General features: G+C 65.6%; 33 protein-coding genes. 18 read left to right on the top strand and 15 right to left on the bottom strand.

All coding sequences use genetic code 11. The annotated features are described in order from the left end of the window. Positions 1–101 precede the first annotated feature (101 nt). Together G4Z14_RS10635 and G4Z14_RS10630 are read left to right on the top strand one after the other, a co-directional pair. Positions 102–1,808 (top strand): bifunctional sulfate adenylyltransferase/adenylylsulfate kinase, encoded by a 1,707-nt coding sequence (locus tag G4Z14_RS10635; protein WP_164625503.1) that lies wholly within the window; start codon positions 102–104, stop codon positions 1,806–1,808. 122 nt (positions 1,809–1,930) lie between these two features. Beyond that, a complete protein-coding gene (locus G4Z14_RS10630) occupies positions 1,931–2,758 on the top strand; it encodes a sterol desaturase family protein (RefSeq protein ID WP_321573026.1) in 828 nt (275 codons plus the stop codon). A 10-nt stretch (positions 2,759–2,768) separates the two neighbouring features. Here G4Z14_RS10630 and G4Z14_RS10625 read toward each other — a convergent pair whose 3' ends face one another. Both G4Z14_RS10625 and G4Z14_RS10620 read right to left on the bottom strand, forming a co-directional pair. Beyond that, positions 2,769–2,996 (bottom strand): DUF1150 family protein, encoded by a 228-nt coding sequence (locus G4Z14_RS10625; protein WP_164625501.1) that lies wholly within the window; start codon positions 2,994–2,996, stop codon positions 2,769–2,771. 11 nt (positions 2,997–3,007) lie between these two features. After that, a complete protein-coding gene (locus tag G4Z14_RS10620) occupies positions 3,008–3,421 on the bottom strand; it encodes an Hsp20 family protein (protein ID WP_164625499.1) in 414 nt (137 codons plus the stop codon). A 216-nt stretch (positions 3,422–3,637) separates the two neighbouring features. On the opposite strand from G4Z14_RS10620, the gene G4Z14_RS10615 reads away from it, so the two are divergent. The 3 genes from G4Z14_RS10615 to G4Z14_RS10605 all read left to right on the top strand — a co-directional run bounded on the left by G4Z14_RS10615 (position 3,638) and on the right by G4Z14_RS10605 (position 5,514). Continuing rightward, positions 3,638–3,856, top strand: a complete 219-nt coding sequence (locus G4Z14_RS10615; protein ID WP_164625497.1) for a YdcH family protein — start codon at positions 3,638–3,640, stop codon at positions 3,854–3,856. Between the two features lie 109 nt (positions 3,857–3,965). Further along, positions 3,966–4,448 carry a 5-(carboxyamino)imidazole ribonucleotide mutase gene (gene purE / locus G4Z14_RS10610; RefSeq protein WP_164625495.1) on the top strand — a complete coding sequence of 161 codons (483 nt, stop codon included), beginning with the start codon at positions 3,966–3,968 and terminating at the stop codon, positions 4,446–4,448. 1 nt (position 4,449) lies between these two features. Continuing rightward, positions 4,450–5,514 (top strand): 5-(carboxyamino)imidazole ribonucleotide synthase, encoded by a 1,065-nt coding sequence (locus tag G4Z14_RS10605; protein ID WP_265331857.1) that lies wholly within the window; start codon positions 4,450–4,452, stop codon positions 5,512–5,514. Between the two features lie 54 nt (positions 5,515–5,568). Here G4Z14_RS10605 and G4Z14_RS10600 read toward each other — a convergent pair whose 3' ends face one another. Next, a complete protein-coding gene (locus tag G4Z14_RS10600) occupies positions 5,569–6,282 on the bottom strand; it encodes an alpha/beta fold hydrolase (protein WP_164625491.1) in 714 nt (237 codons plus the stop codon). An 81-nt stretch (positions 6,283–6,363) separates the two neighbouring features. On the opposite strand from G4Z14_RS10600, the gene G4Z14_RS10595 reads away from it, so the two are divergent. The 3 genes from G4Z14_RS10595 to G4Z14_RS10585 are packed head-to-tail and all read left to right on the top strand — an operon-like array spanning position 6,364 to position 7,779. Further along, the gene (locus G4Z14_RS10595; RefSeq protein WP_164625489.1) at positions 6,364–6,816 is read left to right on the top strand and encodes an NUDIX domain-containing protein; all 453 of its coding nucleotides are present in this window, start codon (positions 6,364–6,366) and stop codon (positions 6,814–6,816) included. Then, on the top strand, positions 6,813–7,313 hold the full coding sequence (locus G4Z14_RS10590) for a GreA/GreB family elongation factor (protein ID WP_164625487.1): 501 nt from the start codon (positions 6,813–6,815) through the stop codon (positions 7,311–7,313). The genes G4Z14_RS10595 and G4Z14_RS10590 overlap by 4 nt, the downstream gene beginning before the upstream one ends. Next, complete coding sequence (locus G4Z14_RS10585; protein WP_227751652.1) at positions 7,288–7,779, top strand: GNAT family N-acetyltransferase; 492 nt, start codon at positions 7,288–7,290, stop codon at positions 7,777–7,779. The genes G4Z14_RS10590 and G4Z14_RS10585 overlap by 26 nt, the downstream gene beginning before the upstream one ends. A gap of 70 nt (positions 7,780–7,849) precedes the next feature. Here G4Z14_RS10585 and G4Z14_RS10580 read toward each other — a convergent pair whose 3' ends face one another. The 5 genes from G4Z14_RS10580 to groES all read right to left on the bottom strand — a co-directional run bounded on the left by G4Z14_RS10580 (position 7,850) and on the right by groES (position 11,863). Next, positions 7,850–8,260, bottom strand: coding sequence for a low affinity iron permease family protein (locus tag G4Z14_RS10580; RefSeq protein ID WP_321573025.1), 411 nt, complete (start codon positions 8,258–8,260; stop codon positions 7,850–7,852). A 65-nt stretch (positions 8,261–8,325) separates the two neighbouring features. Beyond that, complete coding sequence (locus tag G4Z14_RS10575; protein ID WP_227751651.1) at positions 8,326–8,820, bottom strand: GNAT family N-acetyltransferase; 495 nt, start codon at positions 8,818–8,820, stop codon at positions 8,326–8,328. 4 nt (positions 8,821–8,824) lie between these two features. Then, entirely contained in the window at positions 8,825–9,724 is a 900-nt protein-coding gene (locus tag G4Z14_RS10570; protein ID WP_164625481.1) for an HNH endonuclease, read from the bottom strand. A 131-nt stretch (positions 9,725–9,855) separates the two neighbouring features. After that, positions 9,856–11,499 (bottom strand): chaperonin GroEL, encoded by a 1,644-nt coding sequence (gene groL / locus G4Z14_RS10565; protein ID WP_164625479.1) that lies wholly within the window; start codon positions 11,497–11,499, stop codon positions 9,856–9,858. A 76-nt stretch (positions 11,500–11,575) separates the two neighbouring features. Continuing rightward, positions 11,576–11,863: a co-chaperone GroES gene (gene groES, locus G4Z14_RS10560; protein WP_164625477.1), complete on the bottom strand. Its 288-nt coding sequence runs from the start codon at positions 11,861–11,863 to the stop codon at positions 11,576–11,578. A 232-nt stretch (positions 11,864–12,095) separates the two neighbouring features. Here groES and G4Z14_RS10555 point away from each other — a divergent pair, with 232 nt between their 5' ends. From G4Z14_RS10555 to G4Z14_RS10540, 4 genes are all read left to right on the top strand, one after another. Beyond that, positions 12,096–13,091 carry a TraB/GumN family protein gene (locus G4Z14_RS10555; RefSeq protein ID WP_164625474.1) on the top strand — a complete coding sequence of 332 codons (996 nt, stop codon included), beginning with the start codon at positions 12,096–12,098 and terminating at the stop codon, positions 13,089–13,091. Beyond that, positions 13,088–13,846, top strand: a complete 759-nt coding sequence (locus G4Z14_RS10550; protein WP_164625472.1) for an N-acyl homoserine lactonase family protein — start codon at positions 13,088–13,090, stop codon at positions 13,844–13,846. Before G4Z14_RS10555 ends, G4Z14_RS10550 begins: the two co-directional genes overlap by 4 nt. After that, the gene (locus G4Z14_RS10545) at positions 13,846–14,694 is read left to right on the top strand and encodes a DMT family transporter (protein WP_164625470.1); all 849 of its coding nucleotides are present in this window, start codon (positions 13,846–13,848) and stop codon (positions 14,692–14,694) included. The genes G4Z14_RS10550 and G4Z14_RS10545 overlap by 1 nt, the downstream gene beginning before the upstream one ends. Before the next feature lie 110 nt (positions 14,695–14,804). Beyond that, complete coding sequence (locus tag G4Z14_RS10540; RefSeq protein ID WP_164625468.1) at positions 14,805–15,725, top strand: manganese-dependent inorganic pyrophosphatase; 921 nt, start codon at positions 14,805–14,807, stop codon at positions 15,723–15,725. A 50-nt stretch (positions 15,726–15,775) separates the two neighbouring features. Here the strand turns inward: G4Z14_RS10540 and G4Z14_RS10535 are convergent, their stop codons facing one another. Next, positions 15,776–16,171 carry a rhodanese-like domain-containing protein gene (locus G4Z14_RS10535; protein WP_164625467.1) on the bottom strand — a complete coding sequence of 132 codons (396 nt, stop codon included), beginning with the start codon at positions 16,169–16,171 and terminating at the stop codon, positions 15,776–15,778. A gap of 112 nt (positions 16,172–16,283) precedes the next feature. On the opposite strand from G4Z14_RS10535, the gene G4Z14_RS10530 reads away from it, so the two are divergent. From G4Z14_RS10530 to G4Z14_RS10510, 5 genes are all read left to right on the top strand, one after another. Beyond that, positions 16,284–17,141 (top strand): TIGR01459 family HAD-type hydrolase, encoded by an 858-nt coding sequence (locus G4Z14_RS10530; RefSeq protein WP_164625465.1) that lies wholly within the window; start codon positions 16,284–16,286, stop codon positions 17,139–17,141. A gap of 120 nt (positions 17,142–17,261) precedes the next feature. Next, the gene (locus G4Z14_RS10525; RefSeq protein WP_164625463.1) at positions 17,262–17,705 is read left to right on the top strand and encodes a MaoC family dehydratase; all 444 of its coding nucleotides are present in this window, start codon (positions 17,262–17,264) and stop codon (positions 17,703–17,705) included. Positions 17,706–17,745: 40 nt separating this feature from the next. Further along, positions 17,746–18,669 carry a bifunctional riboflavin kinase/FAD synthetase gene (locus G4Z14_RS10520; RefSeq protein WP_164625461.1) on the top strand — a complete coding sequence of 308 codons (924 nt, stop codon included), beginning with the start codon at positions 17,746–17,748 and terminating at the stop codon, positions 18,667–18,669. A gap of 85 nt (positions 18,670–18,754) precedes the next feature. Beyond that, positions 18,755–19,207: a YcgN family cysteine cluster protein gene (locus tag G4Z14_RS10515; protein ID WP_164625459.1), complete on the top strand. Its 453-nt coding sequence runs from the start codon at positions 18,755–18,757 to the stop codon at positions 19,205–19,207. Positions 19,208–19,222: 15 nt separating this feature from the next. Continuing rightward, the gene (locus G4Z14_RS10510) at positions 19,223–20,254 is read left to right on the top strand and encodes a threonine aldolase family protein (protein WP_164625457.1); all 1,032 of its coding nucleotides are present in this window, start codon (positions 19,223–19,225) and stop codon (positions 20,252–20,254) included. 37 nt (positions 20,255–20,291) lie between these two features. On the opposite strand, the gene G4Z14_RS10505 is transcribed toward G4Z14_RS10510, so the two are convergent. Then, the gene (locus G4Z14_RS10505; protein WP_164625455.1) at positions 20,292–21,098 is read right to left on the bottom strand and encodes an alpha/beta fold hydrolase; all 807 of its coding nucleotides are present in this window, start codon (positions 21,096–21,098) and stop codon (positions 20,292–20,294) included. Further along, the gene (locus tag G4Z14_RS10500) at positions 21,099–21,695 is read right to left on the bottom strand and encodes a 2-hydroxychromene-2-carboxylate isomerase (protein WP_164625453.1); all 597 of its coding nucleotides are present in this window, start codon (positions 21,693–21,695) and stop codon (positions 21,099–21,101) included. Between the two features lie 94 nt (positions 21,696–21,789). Between G4Z14_RS10500 and G4Z14_RS10495 the strand changes: the two genes are divergently transcribed. After that, positions 21,790–22,809 (top strand): ribose-phosphate pyrophosphokinase, encoded by a 1,020-nt coding sequence (locus tag G4Z14_RS10495; protein ID WP_164625450.1) that lies wholly within the window; start codon positions 21,790–21,792, stop codon positions 22,807–22,809. 172 nt (positions 22,810–22,981) lie between these two features. Here the strand turns inward: G4Z14_RS10495 and G4Z14_RS10490 are convergent, their stop codons facing one another. The 4 genes from G4Z14_RS10490 to G4Z14_RS10475 all read right to left on the bottom strand — a co-directional run bounded on the left by G4Z14_RS10490 (position 22,982) and on the right by G4Z14_RS10475 (position 26,167). Beyond that, positions 22,982–23,332: an H-type lectin domain-containing protein gene (locus G4Z14_RS10490; protein ID WP_164625448.1), complete on the bottom strand. Its 351-nt coding sequence runs from the start codon at positions 23,330–23,332 to the stop codon at positions 22,982–22,984. A 106-nt stretch (positions 23,333–23,438) separates the two neighbouring features. Further along, on the bottom strand, positions 23,439–23,831 hold the full coding sequence (locus G4Z14_RS10485; RefSeq protein WP_164625446.1) for a F0F1 ATP synthase subunit epsilon: 393 nt from the start codon (positions 23,829–23,831) through the stop codon (positions 23,439–23,441). 9 nt (positions 23,832–23,840) lie between these two features. Next, on the bottom strand, positions 23,841–25,283 hold the full coding sequence (gene atpD, locus G4Z14_RS10480; RefSeq protein WP_164625444.1) for a F0F1 ATP synthase subunit beta: 1,443 nt from the start codon (positions 25,281–25,283) through the stop codon (positions 23,841–23,843). A 17-nt stretch (positions 25,284–25,300) separates the two neighbouring features. Beyond that, a complete protein-coding gene (locus G4Z14_RS10475; protein ID WP_164625442.1) occupies positions 25,301–26,167 on the bottom strand; it encodes a F0F1 ATP synthase subunit gamma in 867 nt (288 codons plus the stop codon).

Raw genomic sequence — 26,167 nt, 5'->3', positions numbered from 1 at the left:
GTCCCGCTTGAATTCAGCCCCCGTCCGGGGCTAAAGCCGCGCCGAACGGCGGCCTTGCCAGACGGCGCCTCCGCCCTTGGCCAAACAACGCGAGCATTTCCATGACCCTGTCGAACCACGCTCCGATCCCGGAGCTTTATGTTTCCCACGAATCCGCCCTGAAGCTGAAGCACGAAGCCGGCGCGCTGCCGTCGTGGGATCTGACTCCGCGTCAGGTTTGCGACCTTGAACTGCTGATGAACGGCGGCTTCTTCCCGCTGAAGGGCTTCAACACCGAAGCCGACTACGACAACGTCGTCGAAAACATGCGTCTGGCTGACGGCACGCTCTGGCCGATGCCGATCACGCTCGACGTGAACGAGGCTTTCGCCGACAAGGTCGCCCCCGGTCAGGACATCGCGCTGCGCGATGCCGAAGGCGTCATTCTGGCGATCATGTCGGTCAGCGACAAATGGCTGCCGAACAAGGCCCGCGAAGCCGAAAAGGTGTTCGGCGCCGACGATCTTGCCCACCCGGCGGTGAACTACCTGCACAACGTGGCCGGCAAGGTCTATCTCGGTGGCCCGATCACCGGCATCCAGCAGCCGGTGCATTACGATTTCAAGGCCCGCCGCGACACCCCGAACGAGTTGCGGACGCTGTTCCGCAAGCTGGGCTGGCACAAGGTCGTGGCCTTCCAGACCCGCAACCCGCTGCACCGCGCGCATCAGGAACTGACCTTCCGCGCCGCCAAGGAAGCGCAGGCCAACCTGCTGATTCACCCGGTCGTCGGCATGACCAAGCCGGGCGACGTCGACCACTTCACCCGCGTGCGCTGCTATGAGGCGGTGATCGACAAGTATCCGGCCTCGACCACCTCCATGTCGCTTCTGAACCTTGCGATGCGCATGGCCGGCCCGCGCGAGGCGGTCTGGCACGGGCTCATCCGCCGCAACCACGGCATGACCCATTTCATCGTCGGCCGCGACCACGCCGGCCCCGGCAAGAACTCGGCCGGCAAGGATTTCTACGGCCCCTATGACGCGCAGGATCTGTTCCAGAAGCACCAGGACGAGATCGGCGTGACCATGGTCGATTTCAAGCACATGGTCTATGTGCAGGAAAAGGCGCAATATTATCCGGCGAACGAAGTGCCGGAAGGCACGACGGTTCTGGACATTTCCGGCACCGAACTGCGCCGCCGCCTGCGCGAAGGGCTCGACATTCCGGAATGGTTCTCCTTCCCCGAGGTTGTCACCCAGCTGCGCAAGACCTCGCCGGCGCGCGACAAGCAAGGCTTTACCGTGTTCTTCACCGGGCTTTCCGGCTCGGGCAAGTCGACCATCGCCAACGCGCTGATGGTCAAGCTGATGGAACAGGGCGGCCGGCCGGTAACGCTTCTGGACGGTGACGTGGTGCGCAAGCATCTGTCGTCGGAACTTGGCTTCTCCAAGGAACACCGCGACATCAACATCCGCCGCATCGGCTATGTCGCCTCGGAAATCACCAAGAACGGCGGCATCGCCATCTGCGCCCCGATCGCGCCCTATACCGCGACCCGCCGCGCCGTGCGCGAGATGATCGAACAGTATGGCGCCTTCATGGAAGTGCATGTCGCCACCTCGGTCGAGGAATGCGAACGCCGCGACCGCAAGGGCCTGTACAAGCTGGCGCGTGAAGGCAAGATCAAGGAATTCACCGGGATCTCCGACCCCTATGAAGCCCCGACCCAAGCCGAGCTGGTGATCGACACCGAGGGCACCGACGTCGACGCCTGCGCCCACGAGGTGATCCTGAAGCTGGAATCGATGGGCCTCATCAAGGCCTGATCGCAAGCCACATCGCGCAAGCCTTTCGGGTCGCCGCGCGATGCCCGACCCGAGACGGCCCCCCGGTCTTGCCATCAGGGGGCCGTTTTGCTTTGCTGTTCCGGCAAAACCGGGGCGGGACCGTGATCGAAGACCTGGCAAGAAACTCGGCCGTCAACCTTCTTGTCGCCACCAAGGCGCTGGTCCTGCCGGCGCTGTTCTTCCTGTGCCTTGGGCTTGCGACCAAAGGCAGCGCCCTTCTGGGCGACATCCGCCGCACGGCGCGCGAAACCGCGCTGAACCTGCAGGTGATGCTGGCCAACGTCCTTCTGGTCGTGCCGCTGTTCGCGTTGGCCAATCAGGCGATGAGCGGCTTCTTCGCCCAGCCCGGACGCCAGCTGGTCGACACCGCGACCTGGAGTCAGCTGCCGGCCTGGCTGGTGATCCTGCTCGCGGTCATCTGGGGCGATTTCGTCGGCTACTGGCGCCACCGGCTTGAACATTCGGCGGTCCTGTGGCCGTCGCATGCCATCCATCATTCCGACACCCAGATGACCTGGCTGGCGCTGGAGCGGTTTCACCCGATCAACCGGGCCACGACCTTCCTGATCGACGGGGCTGCCGTCATGGCCCTGGGGTTTCCGCCCGAGGCGGCGCTGGCCAACCATCTGGTGCGGCATTACTATGGCTTCTTCATCCACGCCGATCTGCCCTGGACCTATGGCAGGCTGGGGCTGATCTTTGTCTCGCCGGCGATGCACCGCTGGCATCATGCGGCCGACCCGCAGGCGTTCGACACGAATTACGCGACGGTGTTTTCGGTCTTTGACCGCGCCTTCGGAACCTTTCGCGTGCCCGGCCCCTGCACGGTGCCGCTCGGGGTGACGGACCGGATCCCCCAGACGCTGCTGGGCCAGTTGCGCCACCCGTTCCGACGCACCGTCTATCGCGGACTGTTCCGCCGGAAGTAGCCCGCGCGGCTCAATGCACGCTGACCGGCACCATTTCGTGCTGGCGGGCCAGCGAAAAGGCCAGTTTGCGGTCCGCAACCAGCGCCACCCGCTCTCCGTCCGGGCGGTTCACCGAATAGACCGTGACCAGATCGCCGACCTGTTCCTGCACCTCGGCGGGCAGTTCCGACACCGGCACCGGGCGCACATAGACGATGGCGCGTTCGGCTTCCGGCAGGGCGTTGTATTTCACATCCATGACCTTTCTCCTTACTTGCGGCCGATGCGGATGGTCTGCACCACGGTTTCGGGCACCTGGCGGCGCAGATCAATGTTCAGCAGGCCGTGGTCCAACCCGGCCCCCGCCACCTCGACCCCGTCGGCCAGCACGAAGCTGCGCTGGAAGGCCCGTGCCGCGATGCCACGATGCAGGAACACCCGGTCGGTCCCGTCCTCACCCTGCCGCCCGCGGATCACCAGTTGCCGGTCCTCGACGGTGATCGCCAGATCATCGTCACGGAACCCCGCGACAGCGAGCGTGATGCGGTAGGTGTTCTCCGACGTCGCCTCGATGTTGAAGGGCGGATAGCCTTCGGAGGCGGTCTTGGCGGTGCGTTCGACCAGCCGCTCCAATTGTTCGAAGCCCAGCAGGAAAGGGTGCGCGCCAAACGTAAGTTTCGTCATATCCCGGTGTCCTTGATCCAAGCGACATCTCTGCCCCGGCCCCATGATGGCAGCCGGTTCGCCTCAATATGGGTCGGCGGGCGCGGGGGTGCAAGGGTTTGGCCAAGTACAAAACAGGCGCAAAAAGTGGTCATATCGGCCCAGATTCTTCCCCATTTCGAAACCGAATCGCTGTATCCTCGGCCAAAGCCAAGAAGACTGGACCCAGATCCTGCCATGAACATTTCCAGCGAGATGAACTTTGAGGACATGCTTCGGGTGAGGCTGGAAGTCCTGCGTCGCGAACATCGCGATCTGGACGAGGCGATTGCCGCGCTGGAAAGCGCCGGGCGGCCCGATCAGCTCACGCTCAGGCGGCTGAAGAAGCAGAAGCTGGCGCTGAAAGACCAGATCGTGAAGTTCGAAGACCAGTTGATCCCCGACATCATCGCGTGATGCGTTTTGACCATGGTTCGGGCTGAACCCCGACCAACGGGTTGCCCCCTGCCCTGCCCCGGTATATTGCCGCCCTATTACCGAACGGGGGCACCGATAGGGGGCGCGCATGGCCGTTGACGTTGGGATCATCATGGGAAGCCAGTCCGACTGGCCGACGATGAAGGAGGCCGCGCTGATCCTCGATCAGCTGGGCATCCCCTACGAGACGAAGATCGTTTCGGCCCACCGCACGCCCGACCGGCTCTGGACCTATGGCAAGGAGGCCGCCGGGCGGCTGAAAGTCATCATCGCGGGCGCGGGCGGGGCGGCGCATCTGCCCGGCATGATGGCCTCGAAGACCCGCGTGCCCGTCATTGGCGTGCCGGTGCAGACCAAGGCGCTGTCGGGCGTCGACAGCCTTTATTCCATCCTGCAGATGCCCAAGGGTTATCCGGTGGCCACCATGGCGATCGGCGCGGCCGGGGCGGCCAATGCCGGGCTGATGGCGGCGGGCATTCTGGCGATTTCCGATCCGGCGCTGGCCGTGCGGCTGGACGCCTGGCGCGCGGCGCTGTCGGCCTCGATCCCCGATGCTCCAAAGGACGAGTGACATGCTGAAACCGGGCTCCACCATCGGCATTCTGGGCGGCGGACAACTGGGGCGGATGCTCTCGGTCGCGGCCAGCCGGCTGGGCTACAAGACCCATATCTACGAGCCGGGCGCGAACCCGCCCGCCGCCGATGTGGCGCATGCCTGCACCACCGCCAGCTATGACGACCATGCCGCGCTGGCGGCCTTTGCGGCCTCGGTCGATGTCATCACCTATGAATTCGAGAACGTCCCCACCGCCGCGCTGGACCTGCTGGAGGCCGCAAGGCCCATTCGCCCGAACCGCCGGGCGCTGGCGATTTCGCAGGACCGGATGCTGGAAAAGGACTTCCTGACCGGGCTTGGCCTGACCTGCGCCCCCTATGCGGCGGTGAACACGCTGGCCGATCTGGAGGCCGCGATTGCCCGCATCGGAACGCCCGCGATCCTCAAGACCACGCGGCTTGGCTATGATGGCAAGGGACAGGTGCGGATCATGGCGCTCGCCGAGGCCCCCGCCGCCCTGGCCGCGATGAATGGCGCTCCGGCAGTGCTGGAGGGGTTCGTCTCCTTCAGCCATGAAGTCTCGGTCATTGCGGCGCGCGGCCTTGATGGCTCGGTCGCGGCCTATGATCCGGGTGAGAACGTCCACAAGGACGGCATCCTGTCCACCACCACCATCCCGGCCCGGCTGACGCCGGCCCAGCGCTCGGACGCCGTGCTGCTGGCGGCGCGCATCCTGAATGCGCTCGACTATGTCGGCGTCATGGGGGTGGAGCTGTTCGTCACGCCACAGGGCCTCTTGGTCAATGAAATCGCGCCGCGCGTGCACAACTCGGGCCACTGGACGCAGAACGGCTGCGCAGTGGACCAGTTCGAGCAGCATGTCCGCGCCGTGGTGGGCCTGCCCTTGGGCGACGGCGCGCGGCATTCCGACGTGGTGATGGAAAACCTGATCGGCGATGATGTCGACCGCATTCCGGCCATCCTGAAGGAACGCCATGCCGCCCTGCATCTTTACGGCAAGGCCGAGGCGCGGCCCGGTCGCAAGATGGGCCATGTCAACCGGGTGCGGCCCAAGGTCTGACGCGGCGATTTCCGCCCGGAAATCGCAGGCGAAAATCGGGAGATTTTCGCGCCCCTAGCGTTTCAGCGCCGTCACCAGCCGCATGACGGCGGCGGGCAGGGTCAGGTCATCCTCGAACGCTCCCTCGCGCAGGAAAGCCAGCACCTGTGCAATCACCATCGGGTTGTTCATCAGGAACGTGTGGCTGACCGGCAGGGTGATATGCTGCGCGCCCTCGAGCCTTGTGCTGGCGACCGAAACCTTGCCATCGTTCGGGCCGGGAATGATCTTGCCCATCAAGGGGTTCAGCGGCACCGTGCCCGCGATCACCCCCACCTCGTATTCCGGCAAGGCCAGGCGATTTGGAAAGGACTCCGGGCCGGTGCCCAGCTCCACCCCGGCCGGCCCCATCAGCCAGTGAAACGCGCCGAGGTCGCCGAAACGGTCCACCAGCTCCGATCCGCCATTCGGCGGCGCGAGCATCACCACCCGGCCCATCAGCGGCGGGCGGTTCTCGGCCAGCCAGGCCCGCGCCAGGATACCGCCAAGCGAATGGGTGACGAAATGCACGCGCCTTGCGCCGCAGGCCGCCACCCGGCGCCCGACCCGCTCCACCAGCTGCGCGATCGGCTCTTTTGTCGAGGGGTAGCCATGGTTCATCACCCCATAGCCCGCCTGCACCAGCGCCTCTTGCAAGAGCCGCAGCGAGCGCGGCGTGCGGCTGAGGCCATGCAGCAGGATCACCACCTCGTCACCCGCGCCGGGCCGTGCCACGATCTTCATTGCCATCCCCCGTTTGCCCACACCTAACCGCTTGCCGGGCAAGGTGCAAAGGGTGGACATCACGGCAAAGCCCCGTAAAGTCGGGTCATGGCCAATCGCTCCCCCCGCCTTGCCGCCCGCGCGCTGATCCTGCATGAGGACCGGCTCTTGCTGGTCAACGCCTATCCGGGCCGGCGGTCTGATCTGTGGTGCGCGCCCGGGGGCGGGGCGGAAAGCGGGGCTTCCCTGCCCGACAATCTGGCACGCGAGGTGCATGAGGAATGCGGGCTGACGATCAGCGTGGGCGAGCCTGCGCTGGTCAACGAATTCCACGACCCGCGCAGCGGCTTTCATCAGGTCGACCTGTTCTTCCGCTGTGCGATCACCGCGGGGGAAATCGACCCCGAGTGGCGCGATCCCGCGGGCGTGGTGACGGATCGGCGGTTCTTTTCCCGTGCCGAGCTGGACTCCGGGGCGATCCGGTTCAAGCCGGACAGCCTGCCCCGGGCCGCCTGGGGGGCGGGGTGCCTTTATGACCCGCTGGAGCCGATCATCCGATGAGCCGCGCCTTCGTGAAAGAGGGCACGGGTGAGCTGGAGCCCTTGCCCGACCTGCCGGTCTCGCCGCATCCGAACTATGTCACCCCGCGCGGACTGGCGACGCTGAAAGCCCGGCTTCTGGCGCGGCAGGGCGAGCTTGCGGCGCTGAAGGCGCGGGCCGAGCGGCTTGACCGCTTGCCCGAGGCGGCGGCGGAGCGCGACATCCGCTATCTGGAGGCGCGGCTGCGCACCGCGATCCTTGTCGAACCCGTCGCTCAGCCCGCCGCGGAAGTGCAGTTCGGCACCCGTGTCGTGGTGGAGATGGAAGGGGTGGAGCGGGCTTTCGAGATCGTCGGCGAGGATGAGGCCGATGCCGATCTGGGCCGGATCGCACCGCATTCGCCACTTGCCCGGGCGCTGATCGGGGCAGAGGTTGGCGATCTGGTGGTCTGGCGACGGCCGGCGGGCGCAGTCGAGCTGGAGGTTGTGGCCATTGCCCCGCTTGATCCGGGCGCTTGACCCCCTGGCCGATCTGGCCCTTGTCGCCGCGCTTTACCGCGAGGCGGCGGATTTCTGGATCCTGAGCGACCGCAAGCCTCCCGATCTGGCCAAGGCGCAGGCCTTCTTTACCGATGGCCCGCCGGGTTGCGATTCGGCCGCCGCGCACCGGCTCGGGCTGTTCGACGCCACCGAACTGGTCGGCGTGGCAGAGCTGTCCTTCGGGTTTCCAGAGCCTGCGGACGGGTATCTGGGCCTGATGTTGTTCGCCCCGCGCGCCCGCGGGCGGGGCCACGGCCCGGTGTTCCTGGCCGAGATCGAGCGTCTGGCCCGCACCCGCGATTGCCCCCGGCTTTGCCTTGCAGTCTTGCAGGAAAACGCCCGGGCGCGGGCCTTCTGGGAAGGACAGGGCTTTCGCGGGACCGGCGTGTCGCGGTTTGACGATGAAACCGGGCATTGGGTGCACCGGCTGGCGAAAGACCTGTAACGGCAGCGGGCCTGGCAATCCGGGGCGTCCGGCGGGAGCATTCTTGCCAAGAGGAGCGGGGCAGGGCAGATCAGGGTTCGGGCGTGTCCGTGTCGGCCTCGCCACGCTGCAAGCGACCGCGGGCGTCCGAGGCGAGGAGTTCATAGCGGGCGCGGAACTGGTCCAACGCCGCCTCGTCCAGTTCCTCCAGATCCAGCAGCGCATTATGGGCGCCCTTGGTGGCGCGGATCAGCTCGTCGAGTTTCAGCTGGATGGCAGCAGTGTCGCGGTTCTGAGTGTTCTGGATCAGGAACACCATCAGGAAGGTGACGATGGTGGTGCCGGTGTTGATGACCAGTTGCCAGGTGTCGGAAAAGCCGAACAGCGGGCCGGTGACGATCCAGAGCGCAATGATGGCGATGGCCAAAAGGAAGGTGGTCTGCCGCCCGCACCAGCGCGAGACCCGTTTGGCGATGTCGCCGTAGCTGTCGGTGCGTTTCACATCCCGCCCCCCCTGCTGCATGGCCACCATCTTGCCGTCTCGACCGGGCGGACCGCAAGGGTCTGTCACAGCCCGGCGAATGCGGCCGGATAGCGCAGGATTGCGGCGGGCGCATCGTCTCCCGGTCCGGCGATCAGGGTGTGGCTGAGCGGATAGTGCGACGTGAGGCGGCCGGCGCGGGGCTGGGAAAAGCCGCAGCCGGAGTAGAAAGCGGGGTCGCCGAGGACGACGACAGTCTGCCCCTTGATAGCGGCAAGTTTCAGCGCGGCGGCGGTCAACCTGCGGCCAAGCCTCCTGCCCTGCCAGACGGGCGCAATCGCCAGCGGCGCCAGCGCCAACCAGCCCGCCGGCTCCACCATCCGGCTGAGGGCGAGATATCCGGCAAGGCCGCCGTCGTCGGGCAGCACCAGTTCCAGATCCATCTCGCCGCTCTGGCGCAGATCCTGCACCAGCCGGGCTTCGGCCGCAGTCGGAAAGGCGGCGCGCAAGAGGGCGTCTATGGCCGCATGATCGGACGCGCGGGCCGCGCGCATATGGTCGGGGAGCGGGGGTGTTTTCATGCCATCAGCCCTTGAAGCAGGTGTCGCGGTGCCATTTGAGATAGGCCGGATGCGGGGCCTTGCCGGCATCGGCGGGCAGAATCAGCCTGCGGTCCGGCACGAAGAGCCGCGCGGCGATGTCGCTGGCCACGCTGTCCTTGGCGATGAGCAGCGTCATGTCGTCATCCACCGAGACCAGCCCGCGGTCGAACATCCAATGCACGGTCCCCGAAAGCGCCAGCCCGTTGCGCACCGTGTCGGGGCCGCGGGCTTCGACCGGGACGATATGGGCGGCTTCCACTTCGGGCCGCCCGCCGCCGTTGCGCAACATCAGCCCCGACATGGCACAGCGCGCGCCATAGGCCGACTTGACCTGCCGGGCAAAGGCGCGGTCGCGGAAAGCGCGCGAGGCGAGGATCTGCACCCGATCGGCATTGCCAAGCGGCACAAAGCCCGTCTGGGCTTCGGCAAAGCCGGGTTGGAGCGGCTGCGGCAGCGGGCCTTCGCGCGGCAGGGTGTCAGGGGTGATGTCTTCCCGAAGGCCCTCGTCGATGATGGCGGCGAAATCGGCATCGGAGATCAGCCGCACAGAAGAGGTATTCTTGCCGCGAGCCTTGGGCAGACCCCTTTCATATGGTGTATTGTTGGCGCGAAAGCGCGGAACCGGGCGTTCAAAGCTCAGGAGCGACGCGCGGTCCAAAATGGCGTAACTATGTGACGGATCAGTCGGGTCTGGGACAATCCGCTCAACACGCTGGACAGCGTAGTATCCAGAGATACCTCCTCGCCGCCCTTGGTAGAAGATCACCCAATCTCCCACCGTCTTTGCAGCAACGGAAAGGTAGTTCCTGTTCGGGAAGTGATACAGCTCGCCCGGGCGATCGTCATAGGCGGAATGGCTGGAGGCGATGAAGACGGCTTTCATGGCGCCCAGGCTAGCGCGGCGGGGAGCGCGTGCAACCGGAAAGGTAGGGGGAGAGAGCCAAGTGAACCTCGGCATATGGAAAAGGGCGGCCCTTTCGGAGCCGCCCTTTCCTTATCAGCCTTTCGGGCAGATTACATCATGCCGTCCATGCCGCCCATGCCGCCCATGCCACCGCCGGCCGGAGCCGACTTGTCAGCCGGCTTGTCGGCGATCATGGCTTCGGTGGTGATGAGGAGCGAGGCGACCGAAGCGGCATCTTCCAGCGCGGTGCGGGTCACTTTGGCCGGGTCAATGACGCCGAACTTGAACATGTCGCCATATTCTTCGGTCTGCGCATTGAAGCCAAAGTTCTTGTCGTTCGACTCGCGCACCTTGCCCGCAACCACGGCCCCGTCAACGCCCGCATTCTGGGCGATCTGACGCAGGGGAGCCTCCAGCGCGCGACGCACGATGTTGATGCCGTTGGTCTGGTCGGGGTTGGCGCCCGTCATGCCTTCCAGCACCTTGCCAGCCTGGATCAGAGCCACGCCGCCGCCGACGACGATGCCTTCCTGAACCGCTGCACGGGTGGCGTTCAGCGCGTCATCCACGCGGTCCTTGCGCTCTTTCACTTCGACTTCGGTCATGCCGCCAACCTTGATCACGGCCACACCGCCAGCCAGTTTGGCCACGCGCTCTTGCAGCTTTTCGCGGTCGTAGTCCGAGGTGGTTTCCTCGATCTGGGCGCGGATCTGGGCCACGCGGGCTTCGATCTCTGCCTTGACGCCAGCGCCATCAACGATGGTGGTGTTGTCCTTGTTGATCGAGATTTTCTTGGAACGGCCCAGCATGTCGATGGTGACCGATTCCAGCTTCATGCCCAGATCGTCCGAGATCACCTGGCCGCCGGTCAGGATCGCGATGTCCTGCAGCATGGCCTTGCGGCGGTCGCCGAAGCCCGGAGCCTTGACGGCAGCGATTTTCAGGCCGCCGCGCAGTTTGTTCACGACGAGGGTCGCCAGTGCTTCGCCTTCCACGTCCTCGGCCACGATGACCAGCGGGCGCTGCGACTGGATCACGGCTTCCAGCAAGGGGACCATCGGCTGCAGCGACGACAGTTTCTTTTCGTGCAGCAGGATGTAGGCGTCTTCCATTTCCGCAATCATCTTGTCGGCATTGGTGACGAAATAGGGCGACAGGTAGCCACGGTCGAACTGCATGCCTTCGACAACGGTGGTTTCGGTCTCAAGACCCTTGTTTTCTTCGACGGTGATGACACCCTCGTTGCCGACCTTCTGCATCGCATCGGCGATCTGGCGGCCGATTTCGGCCTCACCGTTGGCCGAGATGGTGCCGACCTGCGCGACTTCAGCCGAATCCTTGACCGGACGCGAAGCGGCCTTGATCGCCTCGACGACCTTGGCGGTGGCCAGATCGATGCCGCGCTTGAGGTCCATCGGGTTCATGCCGGCGGCAACCGCCTTCATGCCTTCCTTGACGATGGCTTGCGCCAGAACGGTGGCGGTGGTGGTGCCGTCGCCCGCTTCGTCATTGGTGCGGGAAGCGACTTCCTTCACCATCTGGGCGCCCATGTTCTCGAACTTGTCGGCCAGTTCGATTTCCTTGGCAACCGTCACACCGTCCTTGGTGATGCGCGGGGCGCCGAAGGATTTGTCGATCACCACGTTGCGGCCTTTCGGGCCGAGGGTGACTTTCACGGCATCGGCGAGGATGTTCACGCCGCGCAGCATGCGGTCGCGGGCATCGGTATCAAAACGAACGTCTTTCGCACCCATGGTGCTACTCCTTCATATCTGGTTGGATGGACAAGCAAACATCGCAGGGCGGGTTTTCAACCCGGCCCGCGCGGGATCAGGAGATGATCCCCATGATGTCGCTTTCCTTCATGATCAGCAGCTCTTCGCCGTTCAGGGTGACTTCGGTGCCCGACCACTTGCCGAACAGAACGCGGTCGCCCGCCTTGACCGACATCGCGATCAGTTCGCCCGAATCCTTGCGCGCGCCTTCGCCGACAGCGACGACTTCGCCCTCAGCGGGCTTTTCCTTGGCGGTATCGGGGATGATCAGCCCGCCCTTGGTCTTTTCCTCGGACTGGACGCGGCGCACGACAACGCGGTCGTGAAGCGGTTTGAAAGCCATCTGGTAACACTCCCTTGGGTTTCCAGGTTTGAATGGGATTAGCACTCAGGTTTGACGAGTGCTAACGGCGCATGAATTAGGCATATGCGCACGATGAGTCAACGCCAGATCAGCGAAAATTCTCGCGGCCCGGGCCGGGCTTTCCCCTTGGCCTTCGCCCCGGCCCATGCGACGCTGCCACCGCAGGAGCGCCATGCAGCGGCCCCTGCCCTCTTTAGCCGCCGAGCCCTCCATGTTCCGCAGTCTTTTTCCACTTCTCCTTTGTTTTCTGGGCCTTGCCCTGCCCGCCGGCGCCGAATGCGTCGGGGAAAACCTGATCGAAACTCTGGCCGAGGCTGACCGCGCGGCGCTGATGCAGCGCAGCCATGCCGTGCCTTTCGCCCAAGGCAACTTCTGGCGGGCAACGCGGCAGGGGCAGGAGATCACCCTGATCGGCACCTATCACATGGACGACCCGCGCCATGCCGGGACGCTGGAGCGGCTGGCCCCGGCCTTTGCAACGGCCAGGACCGTGCTGGTCGAAGCCGGGCCTGAGGAACTGTCGGCGCTGAAGGCCCGGTTGGCACGGGAACCGGGCCTCATGGTCATCACCGACGGCCCCACCCTGCCCGAACTCCTGCCGCCGCAGGTCTGGGGCAAGCTTTCCGCCGCCATGCAGGCCCGTGGCGTGCCGGGGTTCATGGCGGCCAAGATGCAGCCCTGGTATCTGTCGATGCTCCTGTCCATCCCGCCCTGCGCGCTGGACGCCATGGGCGCGGATCGCGGCCTTGATGCCATGGTGATCGAGACGGCAAAGGCGCGCGGCCTGCCGGTCAAGGCGCTGGAGCCTTATGACACGATCTTCGGCATCTTCGATGCGCTCGACCGGACGGACCAGCTGTCGATGATCACCGCTGCGCTGGCGCTGGAGGAGCGCTCCGAGGATCTGTCGGTCACCATGGCCGAGGCCTATTTCGCCGAAGAACCCCGGCTGATCTGGGAATTCAGCCGCGACATGGCGCTGACGGTCGAAGGCTATACGCCAGAGCAGGTGGCGCATGAATTCGCGATGATGGAAGCGGCGATGATGATCAACCGGAACCGCGGCTGGGTGCCGGTTCTGACGGCTGCGGTGGCGGAGGGGCCGGTGCTGGCGGCCTTTGGCGCGCTGCATCTGTCGGGGCCAGAAGGGGTGCTGGCCCTGCTGGAAGCCGAAGGCTTCACGGTGGAAAGACTGTCGTTCAAATGACCCGGCCTGCGATCTTGCCGGGCCACCAACTCTCGCGGCTGTTCGTGCTGGATTTCGGCCTGTTCGATGTCGGCCCGGGCCAGCGGATCATCGGTATCCCGGGGTTCCTGCTGGAAACCGATCTGGGCGCGCGGGTGTTGTTCGACACCGGCTTTCCGCCCGATTACGTCACTGCACCAGAGGCGACGGCGGCGCGCGACGGCTTGCAACGCTTTGGCGCCTTTGTGGAATTTGGCGCAGCGAACACTGCCGAGGGCCAGCTTGCCCTGCTGGGCCTGCAAGCCGGGGACATTTCGCATGTCATCCTCAGCCATGGCCATATCGACCATGTCGGCAGCCTGCCCCGGTTCTCTCATGCCATGATCGTGCTGACCGGGGTGGAGCGCGCCGAAGAAAAGCCCTGCTATTTCTTCGATGTGCGGCCGCTGGACTGGCCCGAGGCGCGCTATCACACCATTTCCGACGACACCCCGCTTTGCGAGGGCGTCACGCTGCTGCCCACCCCCGGCCACACGCCAGGGCACCTCTCGGCCCATCTGGCGCTGCCCGACGGCCGGCAGGTGATCCTTGCCGCCGACGCCATCAACCGCATCTCGGAACCGGACGAAGGCTTTGCAGATGCCAAGGATCCCGTCCGCGCGATGCAAAGCTTTCATCGGCTGGAGGCACTGGCCCGCGCCACCGGGGCCGAGATCATCTACGGCCACGAGCCGAGCCAATGGGCCGGCCTGCCCAAAGCGCCGCGGCCCTACTGATGGACCGCAAGGCGCTTCTTCTGTTGTTCGGCGCGACGCTGGCCTGGTCCACCTCGGGTCTGTTCGCCCGGGCGATCCCGCTCGACACCCCCACCGTCATCCTCTGGCGCGGGCTGTTTGGCGCAGCGGGGCTGCTGGTGACACTTCTCCTGATGAAGGGCCGGGACGGGCTGGGCGACTTTGCCCGCCTTGGCCGGGCGGGCTGGTTCTATGCGCTTTGCTCCGGTCTCGGGATGCTGCTGTTCGTCGGTTCGCTCAAGGCCACCACCATTGCCCATGTCGCGATCATCTACGCCACCGTCCCCTTTGCCGCAGCCGCCCTTGGCTGGCTGGTGCTGCACGAGCGCCCAAGCCGGGTGGCGATGGCGGCCTCGGCGCTGGCGCTGGCAGGTTCGGCGGTGATGGTGGGCATCGGCGGCGACGGGCGGCTGATCGGCGATCTGATGGCGCTTGGCATGGCCGCCGCCATGGCCACGATCATCGTCATCGCCCGCGCCCGCCCCGAAATGCCGGCGCTTGCCGCCGGGATCGTTTCGGCCGTCTGGGCGCCGCTGGCCTGCCTGCCCTTTGCCTCGCTGGCCGGCGTCACCCCCGGAAATGTCGCCCTGATGGCAGGTTTCGGACTGGCGAACTCCACCCTCGGCTTTGCGCTGTTCATCTACGGCTCGCGCCGGGCCGCCCCGGTGGTGACGGGGCTGATGGGCGCGCTGGAGACGCCCCTGACGCCGCTCTGGGTCTGGCTGGTCTATGCCGAAACCCCCTCGGCGGCCACGCTGGCGGGCGGAGCGCTGGTCATGGCCGCCGTCGGCTGGTTCATCCTGACCGAAAGCAGGACGCCGCAGCCCTGACTGCCTGTTGCTGCAACGCAGCAATTCGTCGCCGGCATTCCTCGCCCCCGTGACAAACCGCGCCCCCGCCCCTATAAGCCCCGCGAAACCGCCATCCCTGAGGTATTGCCATGACCACGCTCGTTTTCGGCCACAAATCCCCCGACACCGATTCCACCGGCTCGCCCATCGCCTGGGCCTGGTATCTGTCCGAGGTGAAGAACACCCCCGCCAAGGCCGTGCTGTTGGGCGAGCCGAACACCGAAGCCGCCTTCATGCTGAAGCACTGGGGTCTGGAAAAGCCCGCGATCATTGCGGACGTGACCGCCGACGACAAGGTTGTCATCGTCGACACCAACAACCCCGCCGAACTGCCGCCCTCGATCAACGAGGCCAAGCTTCAGGCCATCATCGACCACCACATGCTGGTCGGCGGCATCAAGACCAAGACCCCGATCGACATCACCATCCGCCCGCTCGCCTGCACCGCCACCATCATGCACGACCTGATGGGCGCCGACGTGGCCAAGGCGCCGAAGGCGATCAAGGGCGCGATGCTGACCTGCATCCTGTCGGACACGCTGGAGTTCCGCTCGCCCACCACGACTCCGCATGACCGCGCCGTGGCCGAAAAACTGGCCGCCGATCTGGGCGTGAACATCCCGGAATTCGCCGCCGCCATGTTCGCCGCCAAGTCGGACGTGTCGTCCTTCTCGGATGCGGAACTGCTGCGCATGGACAGCAAGGAATACAGCGTCGCCGGCAAGGAACTGCGCGTCTCGGTGCTGGAAACCACCGCGCCGAAGGTGGTGCTGGACCGCAAGGCCAGCCTGATGGCCTCGATGGTCGATGTGGCGAAAGAGGACGGCGCCGATCAGGTGCTGTTGTTCGTCGTCGACATCCTGAAGGAAGAAGCCACCCTTCTGGTGCCGAACGATCTGGTCAAGCAGATGGCCGAAGCCTCGTTCGGGGCCAAGGTTTCGGGGGATACCGTCGTGCTGCCGGGCATCATGAGCCGCAAGAAGCAGATCATCCCGGCGCTGAAGCTGTAATCACGGCTGGCGGAAAGACTGCCGAAGGCCGGGCTCCTGCCCGGCCTTCTTCATTGCGGCTGAACGGTCCGATAGCCCGCGTCGATCAGGCGGGCCATGCCGCCCTCGACCGAGATGATGCGGTTCGGGATCATCGTCTGCAGCGCCTCGGCCGCAGCGGCGGACCGCCGGCCCGAGCGGCACACAAGGATCAGGTCGCGCCCATCGGCCAGATCTGGCCCGACCGCCGCGATGAACCCCTGCGCGCCCTCAAAGGTGACGAGCCTTGCCCCGGCGATCACCCCGGTCTCGGCCCATTCTTCGGGCGTGCGGATGTCGACGATCAGCCCGCCGCCCGCCTGCATCTCGGCCACCGACAGGGGCTGGGCCTCATAGGCACCGGCCTGCGCTGTGGCGGCAAGCGGCAGCAGGGCAAGGCTGGAGATCAGGAAACGACGGGTCAGCATGCGGCACCTCATTCATATTCCATAAATGATATCTGACACCGAGGCCCGCCGCAACGCGCCATTTGCAGCGGCCCGCCAGCCATGCCAAAAGCGGCGAAACACCGGAGGCCCCATGACCCAGCTCATCTCCTCGCTTGCCGAGATTGCCGACCGCTATGACGCGCTGTTCTGCGACCTCTGGGGCTGCCTGCACAATGGCAAGACCCCCTTCCCCGAGGCTGTTTCCGCCCTGAAGGGTTTTCGCGCCGGCGGCAGCATGGTGGCCCTGGTGACCAATGCCCCACGCCCGAACGCCACCGTGATCGCCCAGCTTGACCGCATGGGCGTGCCACGCGACGCCTGGGATCTGGTAGTGTCGTCAGGCGATGCGGCGCAATCGGCAATGCTTGAAGGCGCGGTGGGGCGCCGGGTGTTCCACATCGGCGCGGCGAAGGACGAGGACTTCTTCACCGTCCTGCCGCCCGGCACGGTGGCGCCCGAACGGGTGACAATGCAGGAGGCCGAGGGCATCGTCTGCACCGGGCTGGTCGATGACCTGACCGAGACGCCCGACGACTATCGCGCGCAGTTGCTTTTGGGCAAGACCCGCGGTCTGCCGTTACTTTGCGCCAACCCCGACATCATCGTCGATCTGGGCGACAAGCGGCTTTACTGCGCCGGCGCGCTGGCGCAGGCCTATGAGACGATGGGCGGCACGGCGCTGTATTTCGGCAAGCCGCATCCGCCGATCTATGACCTCGCCCGCCGCCAGCTTGGCCTTGAATACCCGCGCATCCTCTGCGTCGGCGATGGCATCGCCACCGACATTCAAGGCGGCATGGCCGAGGGGCTGGACACGCTGTTCATCACCGGGGGCATTGCGGCGGCGGCCTTCGGGCCGGATGCCGCGCGGCCCGACAAGGCCTTGCTGGAGGCATGGATCGCCGGGCAGCAGATCTATCCGACCTGGGCGATGCCGCATCTGGGCTGAAATCCGCATTGTAACAAAATTGCGCCTTTCGTCGCATTTCAGCACGAATGCTTCGCGTCTATATTGTTCTGCGTTGCAGCATCGGCTATGCTGCAACACATCATGAACGGGAATCACCCCATGCTGGACAATATGCCCCGCGGCACGATCTGCATCGAAGATCTTGAAATCGGCATGACGCGCAATCTGCGCAAGGTCGTGACCGATCGCGACATCGAGCTGTTTGCCGAAGTGTCGACCGACCGCAACCCGGTGCATCTGGATGACGCCTATGCCCAGGACACCATCTTTCAGGGCCGCATCGCCCACGGCATGCTGACCGCGGGGCTGATTTCGGCGGTGATCGGCGAGCAGCTTCCGGGCCATGGCACGGTCTATCTCGGCCAGTCACTGAAATTCATGGCCCCCGTCCGCCCCGGCGATATGGTCGAAGCCGTGGTCAAAGTGACCGCGATTGACCATTCCCGCCGCCGCGTGACCCTTGAAACCCATTGCGCAGTGGGCAATACGGTTGTTCTGAAGGGCGAGGCGCTGGTTCTGGCGCCCAGCCGCAAGTTCGACTGACGGGGCGGCCCGTCGCACCAGTCAAGGCGCACGGGGCAAGATGCAGATCATCAAGACTTGGGCTGACATTCCGGCGAGCGCGCGCGGCGCTTCGGTCGCCATGGGCAATTTCGACGGCGTGCATCTGGGCCATCAGGCGGTGATTGACCTGGCGCGCGGCACCGCGCCCCTTGGCGTCGTCACCTTCGAACCCCACCCGCGCGAGTTCTTCTCGCCCTCGGCGCCGCCCTTCCGGCTGATGAACGCCGAGGCGCGGGCCAATCGGCTGGCCAAGCTTGGCGTGCAGTCGCTGTTTGAATTGCCCTTCGATCAGGCGATGGCCAACCTCGACCCCGAAGCCTTTGCCCGCGACGTGCTGGCCGGCGGGCTTGGTGTCTCGCATGTCGTCGTCGGCGCCGATTTCTGCTTTGGCGCCGGCCGCAAGGGCAAGGCCGCCGACCTGCAAGCCATGGGGCGCGCGTTCGGCTTTGCCGTCACCATCTCGGATCTGGTCCAGCACGGCAGCCGGGAAATCTCGTCAACCGCGATCCGGCAGGCACTGGCCGTCGGCACCCCGCGCGAGGCCGCCGCCATGCTCGGCCACTGGCACCGCATTGATGGCGAGGTGATCCACGGCGAAAAGCGTGGCCGCGAGCTGAATTTCCCCACCGCGAACATGAGCGTTCAGGGCCTGCACCTGCCGCGTTTCGGCGTCTATGCCGTCAAGGTCGACGTGCTGACCGGCCCGCAGGCGGGCAGCTATCTCGGGGCCTCCTCGCTCGGGGTCCGGCCGCATTTCGGCGGCGCGATCCCCAACCTTGAAACCTTCCTTTTCGATTTCAAGGGCGATCTCTACGGCCATCACCTTTCGGTGGCGCTGGTCGAATACCTGCGCCCCGAAATGAAGTTCGACGGGCTGCAAGGCCTGATCGACCAGATCGCCGCCGACTGCGCCCGGGCGCGGGACATCCTTTCTGCCGTCTGATGGCGGAATTCATACGAATTCCGGCTGCGATTTCCGGCCGGAAATCGCCCTTTCCTTTTCGCCCGCCAAAGGCCAGTCTGCCGCCATGACCGATCTCCGCCCCCGCTTCTGGGAAACCGTCCCGCTCTCCAAGATGACCGCCCCCGAATGGGAGGCGCTGTGCGACGGCTGCGGCAAGTGCTGCCTGAACAAGATCGAATACGAAGACACCGGCGAGGTGGAATATACCCGCGTCGCCTGTCGGCTGCTCGACAACGAAACCTGCCGGTGCAGCGATTATCCCAACCGCTTCTCCCATGTGCCGGAATGCATCCGGCTGAACCCCAAGACCCTGAAGCGCATCAGCTATTGGCTGCCAGCCTCCTGCGCCTACAAACTGTTGCAGCAGGGCCAGGCGCTGCCAGACTGGCACCCGCTGGTGACGGGCGATCCCGACAGCACCCACAAGGCGGGCCAGTCGATGCGCGGCCGCACAGTGTCCGAGGCGATCGTGCCCGAGGATGACTGGGACGATTACGTCTTTCACGAAGACCTTTGAAGGGGATCTTTGCCGATGTGGTTCACCTCCGACAACGCGAGCGGGGCCGCCCCCGAAATCATGGCCGCCCTGACCCGCGCCAATGAGGGCAACGCCCGCAGCTACGGCGCCGAGGCGCAGATGGACCAGGTACGAGATCTTGTGCGCCGGATTTTCGAAGCACCAGAGGCGGCGGTCCATCTTGTCACGACCGGAACGGCGGCCAATGCGCTGTCGCTATCCCTGCTGACTCCGCCCTGGGGCGCGGTCTACTGCCACAGCCACGCCCATATCGCCGAGGACGAATGCGGCGCGCCGGAATTCTACAGCGGCGGCGCCAAGCTGGTGCCGGTCGGCGGGGCTCATGGCCGGATGGCGGCGGAGGGGCTGGAAGCGGCGATCCTGCGCGCCAAGGGCGCGGGCGTGCATGGCGTGCAGCCCGGCGCGGTGTCGATCACCAATGTGACCGAAGCAGGCACGGTGCATTCGGCCTCCGAAATCGCCGCGCTGGCCGGGGTCGCCCGCGCCCATGGCGTGCCGGTGCAGCTGGACGGCGCGCGGTTTGCCAATGCGCTGGTCGCCACCGGCGCGACGGCGGCTGAAATGACCTGGCGGGCCGGGGTGGACGTGGTGTCGTTCGGCGGCACCAAGAACGGCTGTCTCGGGGTCGAGGCAGTGGTGATCTTTGACCCGGCCAAGGCCTGGGAGTTCGAGTTGCGGCGCAAGCGTGCCGGCCATCTGATGTCGAAACACCGCTACCTCTCGGCGCAGATGGCGGCCTATCTGCAAGAGGGCCTCTGGCTGCGTCTGGCTGGTCATGCCAATGCCATGGCCGCCCGACTGGCGCGGGGGCTGGCGGAGATGCCGGAGGTGGACCTGCTGCATCCGGTCGAGGCCAATATGCTCTTTCCCGAATGGCCCGAAGGCCGGCACGCCAGCCTTGAGGCGGCGGGCGCCAGCTATTATCCCATGCCCTCCCCGATGGGGCGCGAGCGGGCGCGGCTGGTGACAAGCTGGTCGACGACCGAGGCAGAGGTGGACCAGTTCCTCGCGGCGCTGCGCGGCTGACTGCCCGACGTCTGTCGCCGAAGTCTTGCGGGGGCGCTCAGCTCGCAGCCAGATGCGCCGTGACCAGCGCCCCGAGCTGCACCGGATGGCTGATCGGCAGCATGTGGCCCGCCTCGGGCACGGTCATGCAATGGGCATGCGGCAGGCGCCGCGCCAGCGCCCGGTTCACCGCCGCGACGATGGGTGGCGACAGGTTGCCTTCGACCAAAAGCACCGGCACCCGGATTGCCTCCAGCCGGCCCGGTGCCAGCAACCCCGGCCCGTCCTCCAGCACCATGGGCCAAGGCGCGGGGATCAGATGGATGCGTGCCGCCAGATAGGTTTGCATCCGGTCCGGCAGGCTGTCGAACGGCGTTCCATCGCTCCAGATCGCGTGGAACTGCCGCGCCGCCTCGACGCGCCTTCCACTGGCCACCAGGGCGCCAAAGGCGCGGTGATCGGCGACGAAGGCCGGCCATTCCGGATCGTTGGCCACCTTGGCGGCGGCAAAGAACACCGGCTCGACCAGCACCAGCGACCGCACCAGATCGGGCCGCGTCGCCGCGATGCGCAGGGCCACCGTGCCGCCGAAGGAATGGCCGAAAAGGTCGATCGGCTGGCCCTGCGACAGGGTTTCCGCCAGCGCGATGGCCTCCGCGGTCGCGGCCAGATGGTAGTCTTCGACCCCATCCCAATCGCGCGCCTTGCCATGGCCGATGAAATCCAGCGCCGTCAGCGTCACCCCATGCAGCGCGGCAGCAAGGCCGGACCACGCCCCGGCATGGGCAAGGCTGCAATGCAGCGCCAGCACGGGTCGGGCGCCGCCACGGTCCCAGTGGCGGTTCGGAGGCAGGGGGCCGGTCATTCAGAGCTTTCCGGCCAGATGCAGATCAAGATCGTCCAGCCGGTCCTGGCCCCAGAACTTCCGGTCGCCCACGACGAAGAACGGCACGCCAAAGACGCCGCGCGACACCGCCTCTTCCAGATTGGCCGCATAGGTCTCGGCCGCCATCAGCATGCCGCGGTCGGCGACATTGGCGTCAAAGCCATGCGCCACCAGAAGCGGGCGCAGCGTCTCGTCATCGGAAATGTCGCGACCCTCGGCCCACATCGCGCGACCGATCGCGGCGACAAGGCCAGGCAGATCGCCGCCGCCCGCCGCCTGCGCCGCAATCACGGCATAGGCAGCGGGGGCAGGATTGACCGCGCCGAACAGTGGCGGATCGTCGAACTTCAGCCCCAGCTTGCGGGCCTGCCGGGCGCGGTCCTGCGCGGCATAGTCATTGCGCGAGGGGTGACGTTCCGCCCGCACCTTGCCGCCCGTGCGCGGGAAAAGCTGCACGACGTCGAGCGGTTTGTAAACCAGCGTCGCGCCATGGCGGGCGGCGATTTCAGCCGGACGGGTGCCCGCGAGGTAGACATAGGGCGATTGCACCGCAAGATAGTAGTCAATCTGCGCCATTTGCGCTTTCCCTTTCGCCCCTGAACTTTCCCAAAGCCTAGCCGGGTGATAAGCGGTGTCAACGTCCCGAATCCCCCATCCGAAGGTGCCCCCCATGCCGCCGATCAACGAACCGAAGCTCATCTCGGGCAACGCCAACCTGTCCTTGGCCAAGGGCATCGCGCGGCGGATGTCGATGCACCGCGGGATGAGCGTCAATCTGGTGGATGCGCGGGTTGAACGGTTCAACGATGGCGAAGTGTTCGTCGAAGTGTTCGAGAACGTCCGCGGCGAGGACATGTATATCATCCAGCCGACCTCGCGGCCGGCCAATGACAACCTGATGGAACTCTTGATCATGTGCGATGCGCTGCGCCGGTCGTCGGCCGATCGCATCACCGCCGTGATCCCCTATTTCGGCTATGCCCGGCAGGACCGCCGCGCCAAGGCCCGCACGCCGATTTCGGCCAAGCTGGTGGCAAACCTTCTGACCGAGGCCGGGGTGGACCGGGTGCTGACGCTTGATCTGCACGCCGCCCAGATTCAGGGTTTCTTCGATATTCCGGTGGACAACCTCTACGCCTCGCCGGTCTTTGCGCTGGACATCGAGCATCACTTCAAGGGCCAGATGCAGGACCTGATGGTGGTCTCGCCCGACGTCGGCGGCGTGGCCCGCGCGCGGGAACTGGCCAAGCGGATCAACGCGCCCCTGGCCATCGTCGACAAGCGCCGCGAGAAGGCGGGCGAAGTCGCCGGCATGACGGTGATCGGCGACGTGAGCGGCAAGAAATGCATCATCGTCGATGACATCTGCGACACCGCCGGCACGCTCTGCAAGGCTGCCGAGGTTCTTCTGGAGAACGGCGCGACCGAGGTGCATTCCTATATCACCCATGGCGTCCTTTCCGGCCCGGCAGTGGAGCGGGTGACGAACTCGGTGATGAAATCGCTGGTCATCACCGACAGCATCGAACCGACCGACGCAGTCAAGGCCTGCCCCAACATCCGCATCGTGCCAACCGCACCGATGTTCGGCCAGGCGATCTTGAACATCTGGGGCGGCATGTCGGTGTCGTCGCTGTTCGAGACCGATACCCTGGTGCCGATCTATGAAGGGTTCTACCCGCGGGGGTGAGGCTGTGGTGGGTGACCCCGCGCCGGGGGCGCGGAACCACCCACCCTACCTGCCGCCTGCGGTTTGTCCGTAGGGTGGGTGGTTCGCTACCTGCCGCCTTCGGTTTTCCGTAGGGTGGGTGGTTCGCGCGCTTTGCCCTGTTGCAAAGCGCGGGGTTCACCCACCGCGACAGTCACGCCACATCCCAGTCATCCTCGCCCCGCACGCCGCCAATCGCCATCCAGTCGGCGCGGATGCGGGCGACGCGGGTGTCGGACCAGGTGCGGAACACCAGATGAAAGCCCTTGGCGGTGATCTTTTCCGCCGTCAGGTCGGCGCGGGCGTTGTGGGCGTGGTCGGTGTCCCACATCGAGATCGACACCATCACCGAGGGCGGGGCGCTGAAGTGTTCCTTGAAGGAAATCACATGACGGCTTTCGCGGTCGCCCTGCCCGGTCCACATCACCCCGCCATCGGCGTAATCGGAAAACAGCACGCGGCTGCCCTGTTCGATGCCGATGGAACCCGCGGAGAGGCGCTTCATGGAAAATCCTGTGCTCAACGCCAGACAATAGACAACCCAAACGGGAATGGGTCAACATAGGAAAAGGCCCCGGAAATCCGGGGCCTTTCCAGGTCTGTCAGGCAGATCAGCCGTGGACGGCGGCGCGCAGCGCCACCAGATCGGCCATCGCCTTGTCGGCGGCGTCCTTGTCCGAGGCCACCGCGGTCGCCTCGGAGGCATCGGCGATCAGCTGGTCCATCAGCGCAGGCGTCATCTCGTCCAGCGGAACGGCGCGTTCGGCCAGAACCGACACGCCGGTCGCCGAAATCTCGGCAAAGCCCCCGGTCACGACATAGGACCTGGTGCCCTCGGCCGAGACCGATTTCAGGATGCCGGGGCGCAGCGTGGTGATGGTGGGGGCATGCCCCTCCATCGCCGTCATGTCGCCATCGGCCCCGGGGATCTGCACCTCGGTCGCCTGAACGGAAGCAAGCTTCCGCTCGGGCGAGACGAGGTCGAATTGCAGGGTGGCTGCCATGATGCCCCCTTACGCCGCTGCCGCAGCGAGCTTCTGGGCCTTGGCGATCACTTCGTCGATGCCGCCGACCATGTAGAAGGCCGCTTCCGGCAGGTGGTCGTATTCGCCAGCCACAACCGCCTTGAACGAGGCAATGGTGACATCCAGCGGAACCTGCACGCCGTCCGACCCGGTGAAGACCTTGGCCACGTCGAAGGGCTGGCTGAGGAAGCGCTGGATTTTCCGGGCGCGGGCCACAGTCAGTTTGTCTTCTTCGCTCAGTTCGTCCATCCCGAGGATGGCGATGATGTCCTGCAGCGACTTGTAGCGCTGCAGCACGCCCTGCACCGAACGGGCAACGTCATAGTGGTCCTGACCGATAACCGCCGGGTCCAGAAGACGCGAGGTCGAGTCGAGCGGGTCCACAGCCGGGTAGATGCCGAGTTCCGAGATGGCGCGCGACAGAACGGTGGTGGCGTCAAGGTGGGCGAACGAGGTGGCCGGCGCGGGGTCGGTCAGGTCGTCGGCCGGAACGTAGATCGCCTGAACCGAGGTGATCGAGCCCGCTTTGGTCGAGGTGATGCGTTCCTGCAGCGCGCCCATGTCGGTCGCCAGCGTCGGCTGGTAGCCCACGGCCGACGGGATACGGCCCAGAAGCGCCGACACTTCGGAACCCGCCTGGGTGAAGCGGAAGATGTTGTCGACGAAGAACAGAACGTCGGTGCCGGACTGGTCGCGGAACTGTTCGGCCAAGGTCAGGCCGGTCAGTGCCACACGCGCACGGGCGCCCGGCGGTTCGTTCATCTGGCCGTAGACAAGGGCCACTTTCGAGGCGGTCAGGTCATCAATCTTGATAACGCCGGATTCGATCATCTCGTGGTAAAGGTCGTTGCCTTCACGGGTCCGTTCACCAACGCCTGCGAACACCGAGTAACCCGAGTGCACCTTGGCGATGTTGTTGATGAGTTCCATGATGAGAACGGTCTTGCCCACGCCGGCGCCGCCGAACAGGCCGATCTTGCCGCCCTTGGCGTAAGGCGCCAGAAGGTCGATCACCTTGATGCCGGTCACGAGGACCTGCGACTCAGTGGCCTGTTCCGAGAAGGACGGAGCGGGCTGGTGGATGGCGCGGGTTTCCTTGGCTTCAACCGGGCCCTTTTCGTCCACCGGCTCGCCGATGACGTTCAGGATGCGGCCGAGGGTCGCGTCGCCCACCGGAACCGAGATCGGCGCGCCGGTGTCGGTGACGCCCGCGCCGCGCACGAGACCTTCGGTCGCGTCCATGGCGATGGTGCGGACGGTGTTCTCGCCCAGGTGCTGGGCCACTTCGAGGACCAGCTTCTTGCCGTTGTTTTCGGTGTTCAGCGCGTTCAGAATCGCGGGAAGCGCGCCTTCGAACTGCACGTCGACCACGGCGCCGATGACCTGGGTCACGCGGCCAGCCGTGGCAGCTGCTTTCGGTGCTTTTGCCATAGTGTTTCTCCGGTTCGTCAGAGCGCTTCAGCGCCCGAAATGATTTCGATAAGCTCTTTGGTGATCGCAGCCTGACGCGAGCGGTTGTAGATCGTCGTGTACTTGGTGATCATCTCGCCTGCGTTGCGGGTGGCGTTGTCCATGGCGGACATGCGCGCGCCCTGCTCGGAGGCACCGTTTTCCAGAAGAGCCGTGAAGACCTGCGTGGCCACGCCCCGCGGCAGAAGGTCGGCCAGAATGGCCTCTTCGCTGGGTTCATAGTCATACTGGGCCGAAGCGCCCGCTTCTTCGAACACCGCAGGAATGACCTGCTGTGCGGTCGGGATCTGGCTGATCACCGACTGGAAGCGGTTGAAGAACAGCGTCACCACGTCACATTCGCCAGCTTCAAAGCGGGCGAGGATGTCGCGGGCGATCGACTGGGCATTGCCATAGCCGATCCGCTTGACTTCGCTCAGGTCGACATGGCCGACGAAATGCGCGCCAAGGTCGCGGCGCAGCTGCTCGCGGCCTTTCTTGCCGACCGTCAGGATCTTGACGGTCTTGCCGGCGGCCATGAGCTCGCTTGCCTTGGCCCGGGCCAGCCGCACGATGGTCGAGTTGAAACCACCGCAAAGGCCACGCTCGGCGGTCATGACCACCAGAAGATGCACCTGATCCTTGCCGTTGCCGACGAGGAGTTTCGGGGCGCTGGCAGACTGGCCAACCCCCGAGGCAAGGCTGCCCATGACGGCGGCCATGCGTTCGGCATAGGGGCGGGCAGCCTCGGCGGCATCCTGCGCCCGGCGCAGTTTTGCCGCAGAAACCATCTGCATCGCTTTGGTGATCTTGCGAGTGTTCTTCACACTCGCGATCTTGTTTTTAAGGTCCTTAAGGCTGGGCAT

The sequence above is a fragment of the Tabrizicola oligotrophica genome (genome assembly GCF_011008935.1).
Classification (GTDB): domain Bacteria; phylum Pseudomonadota; class Alphaproteobacteria; order Rhodobacterales; family Rhodobacteraceae; genus Tabrizicola_A; species Tabrizicola_A oligotrophica.
The sequence above is the reverse complement of the archived record's forward strand: the minus strand, read 5'-3'. Positions and strand labels throughout refer to the sequence as shown.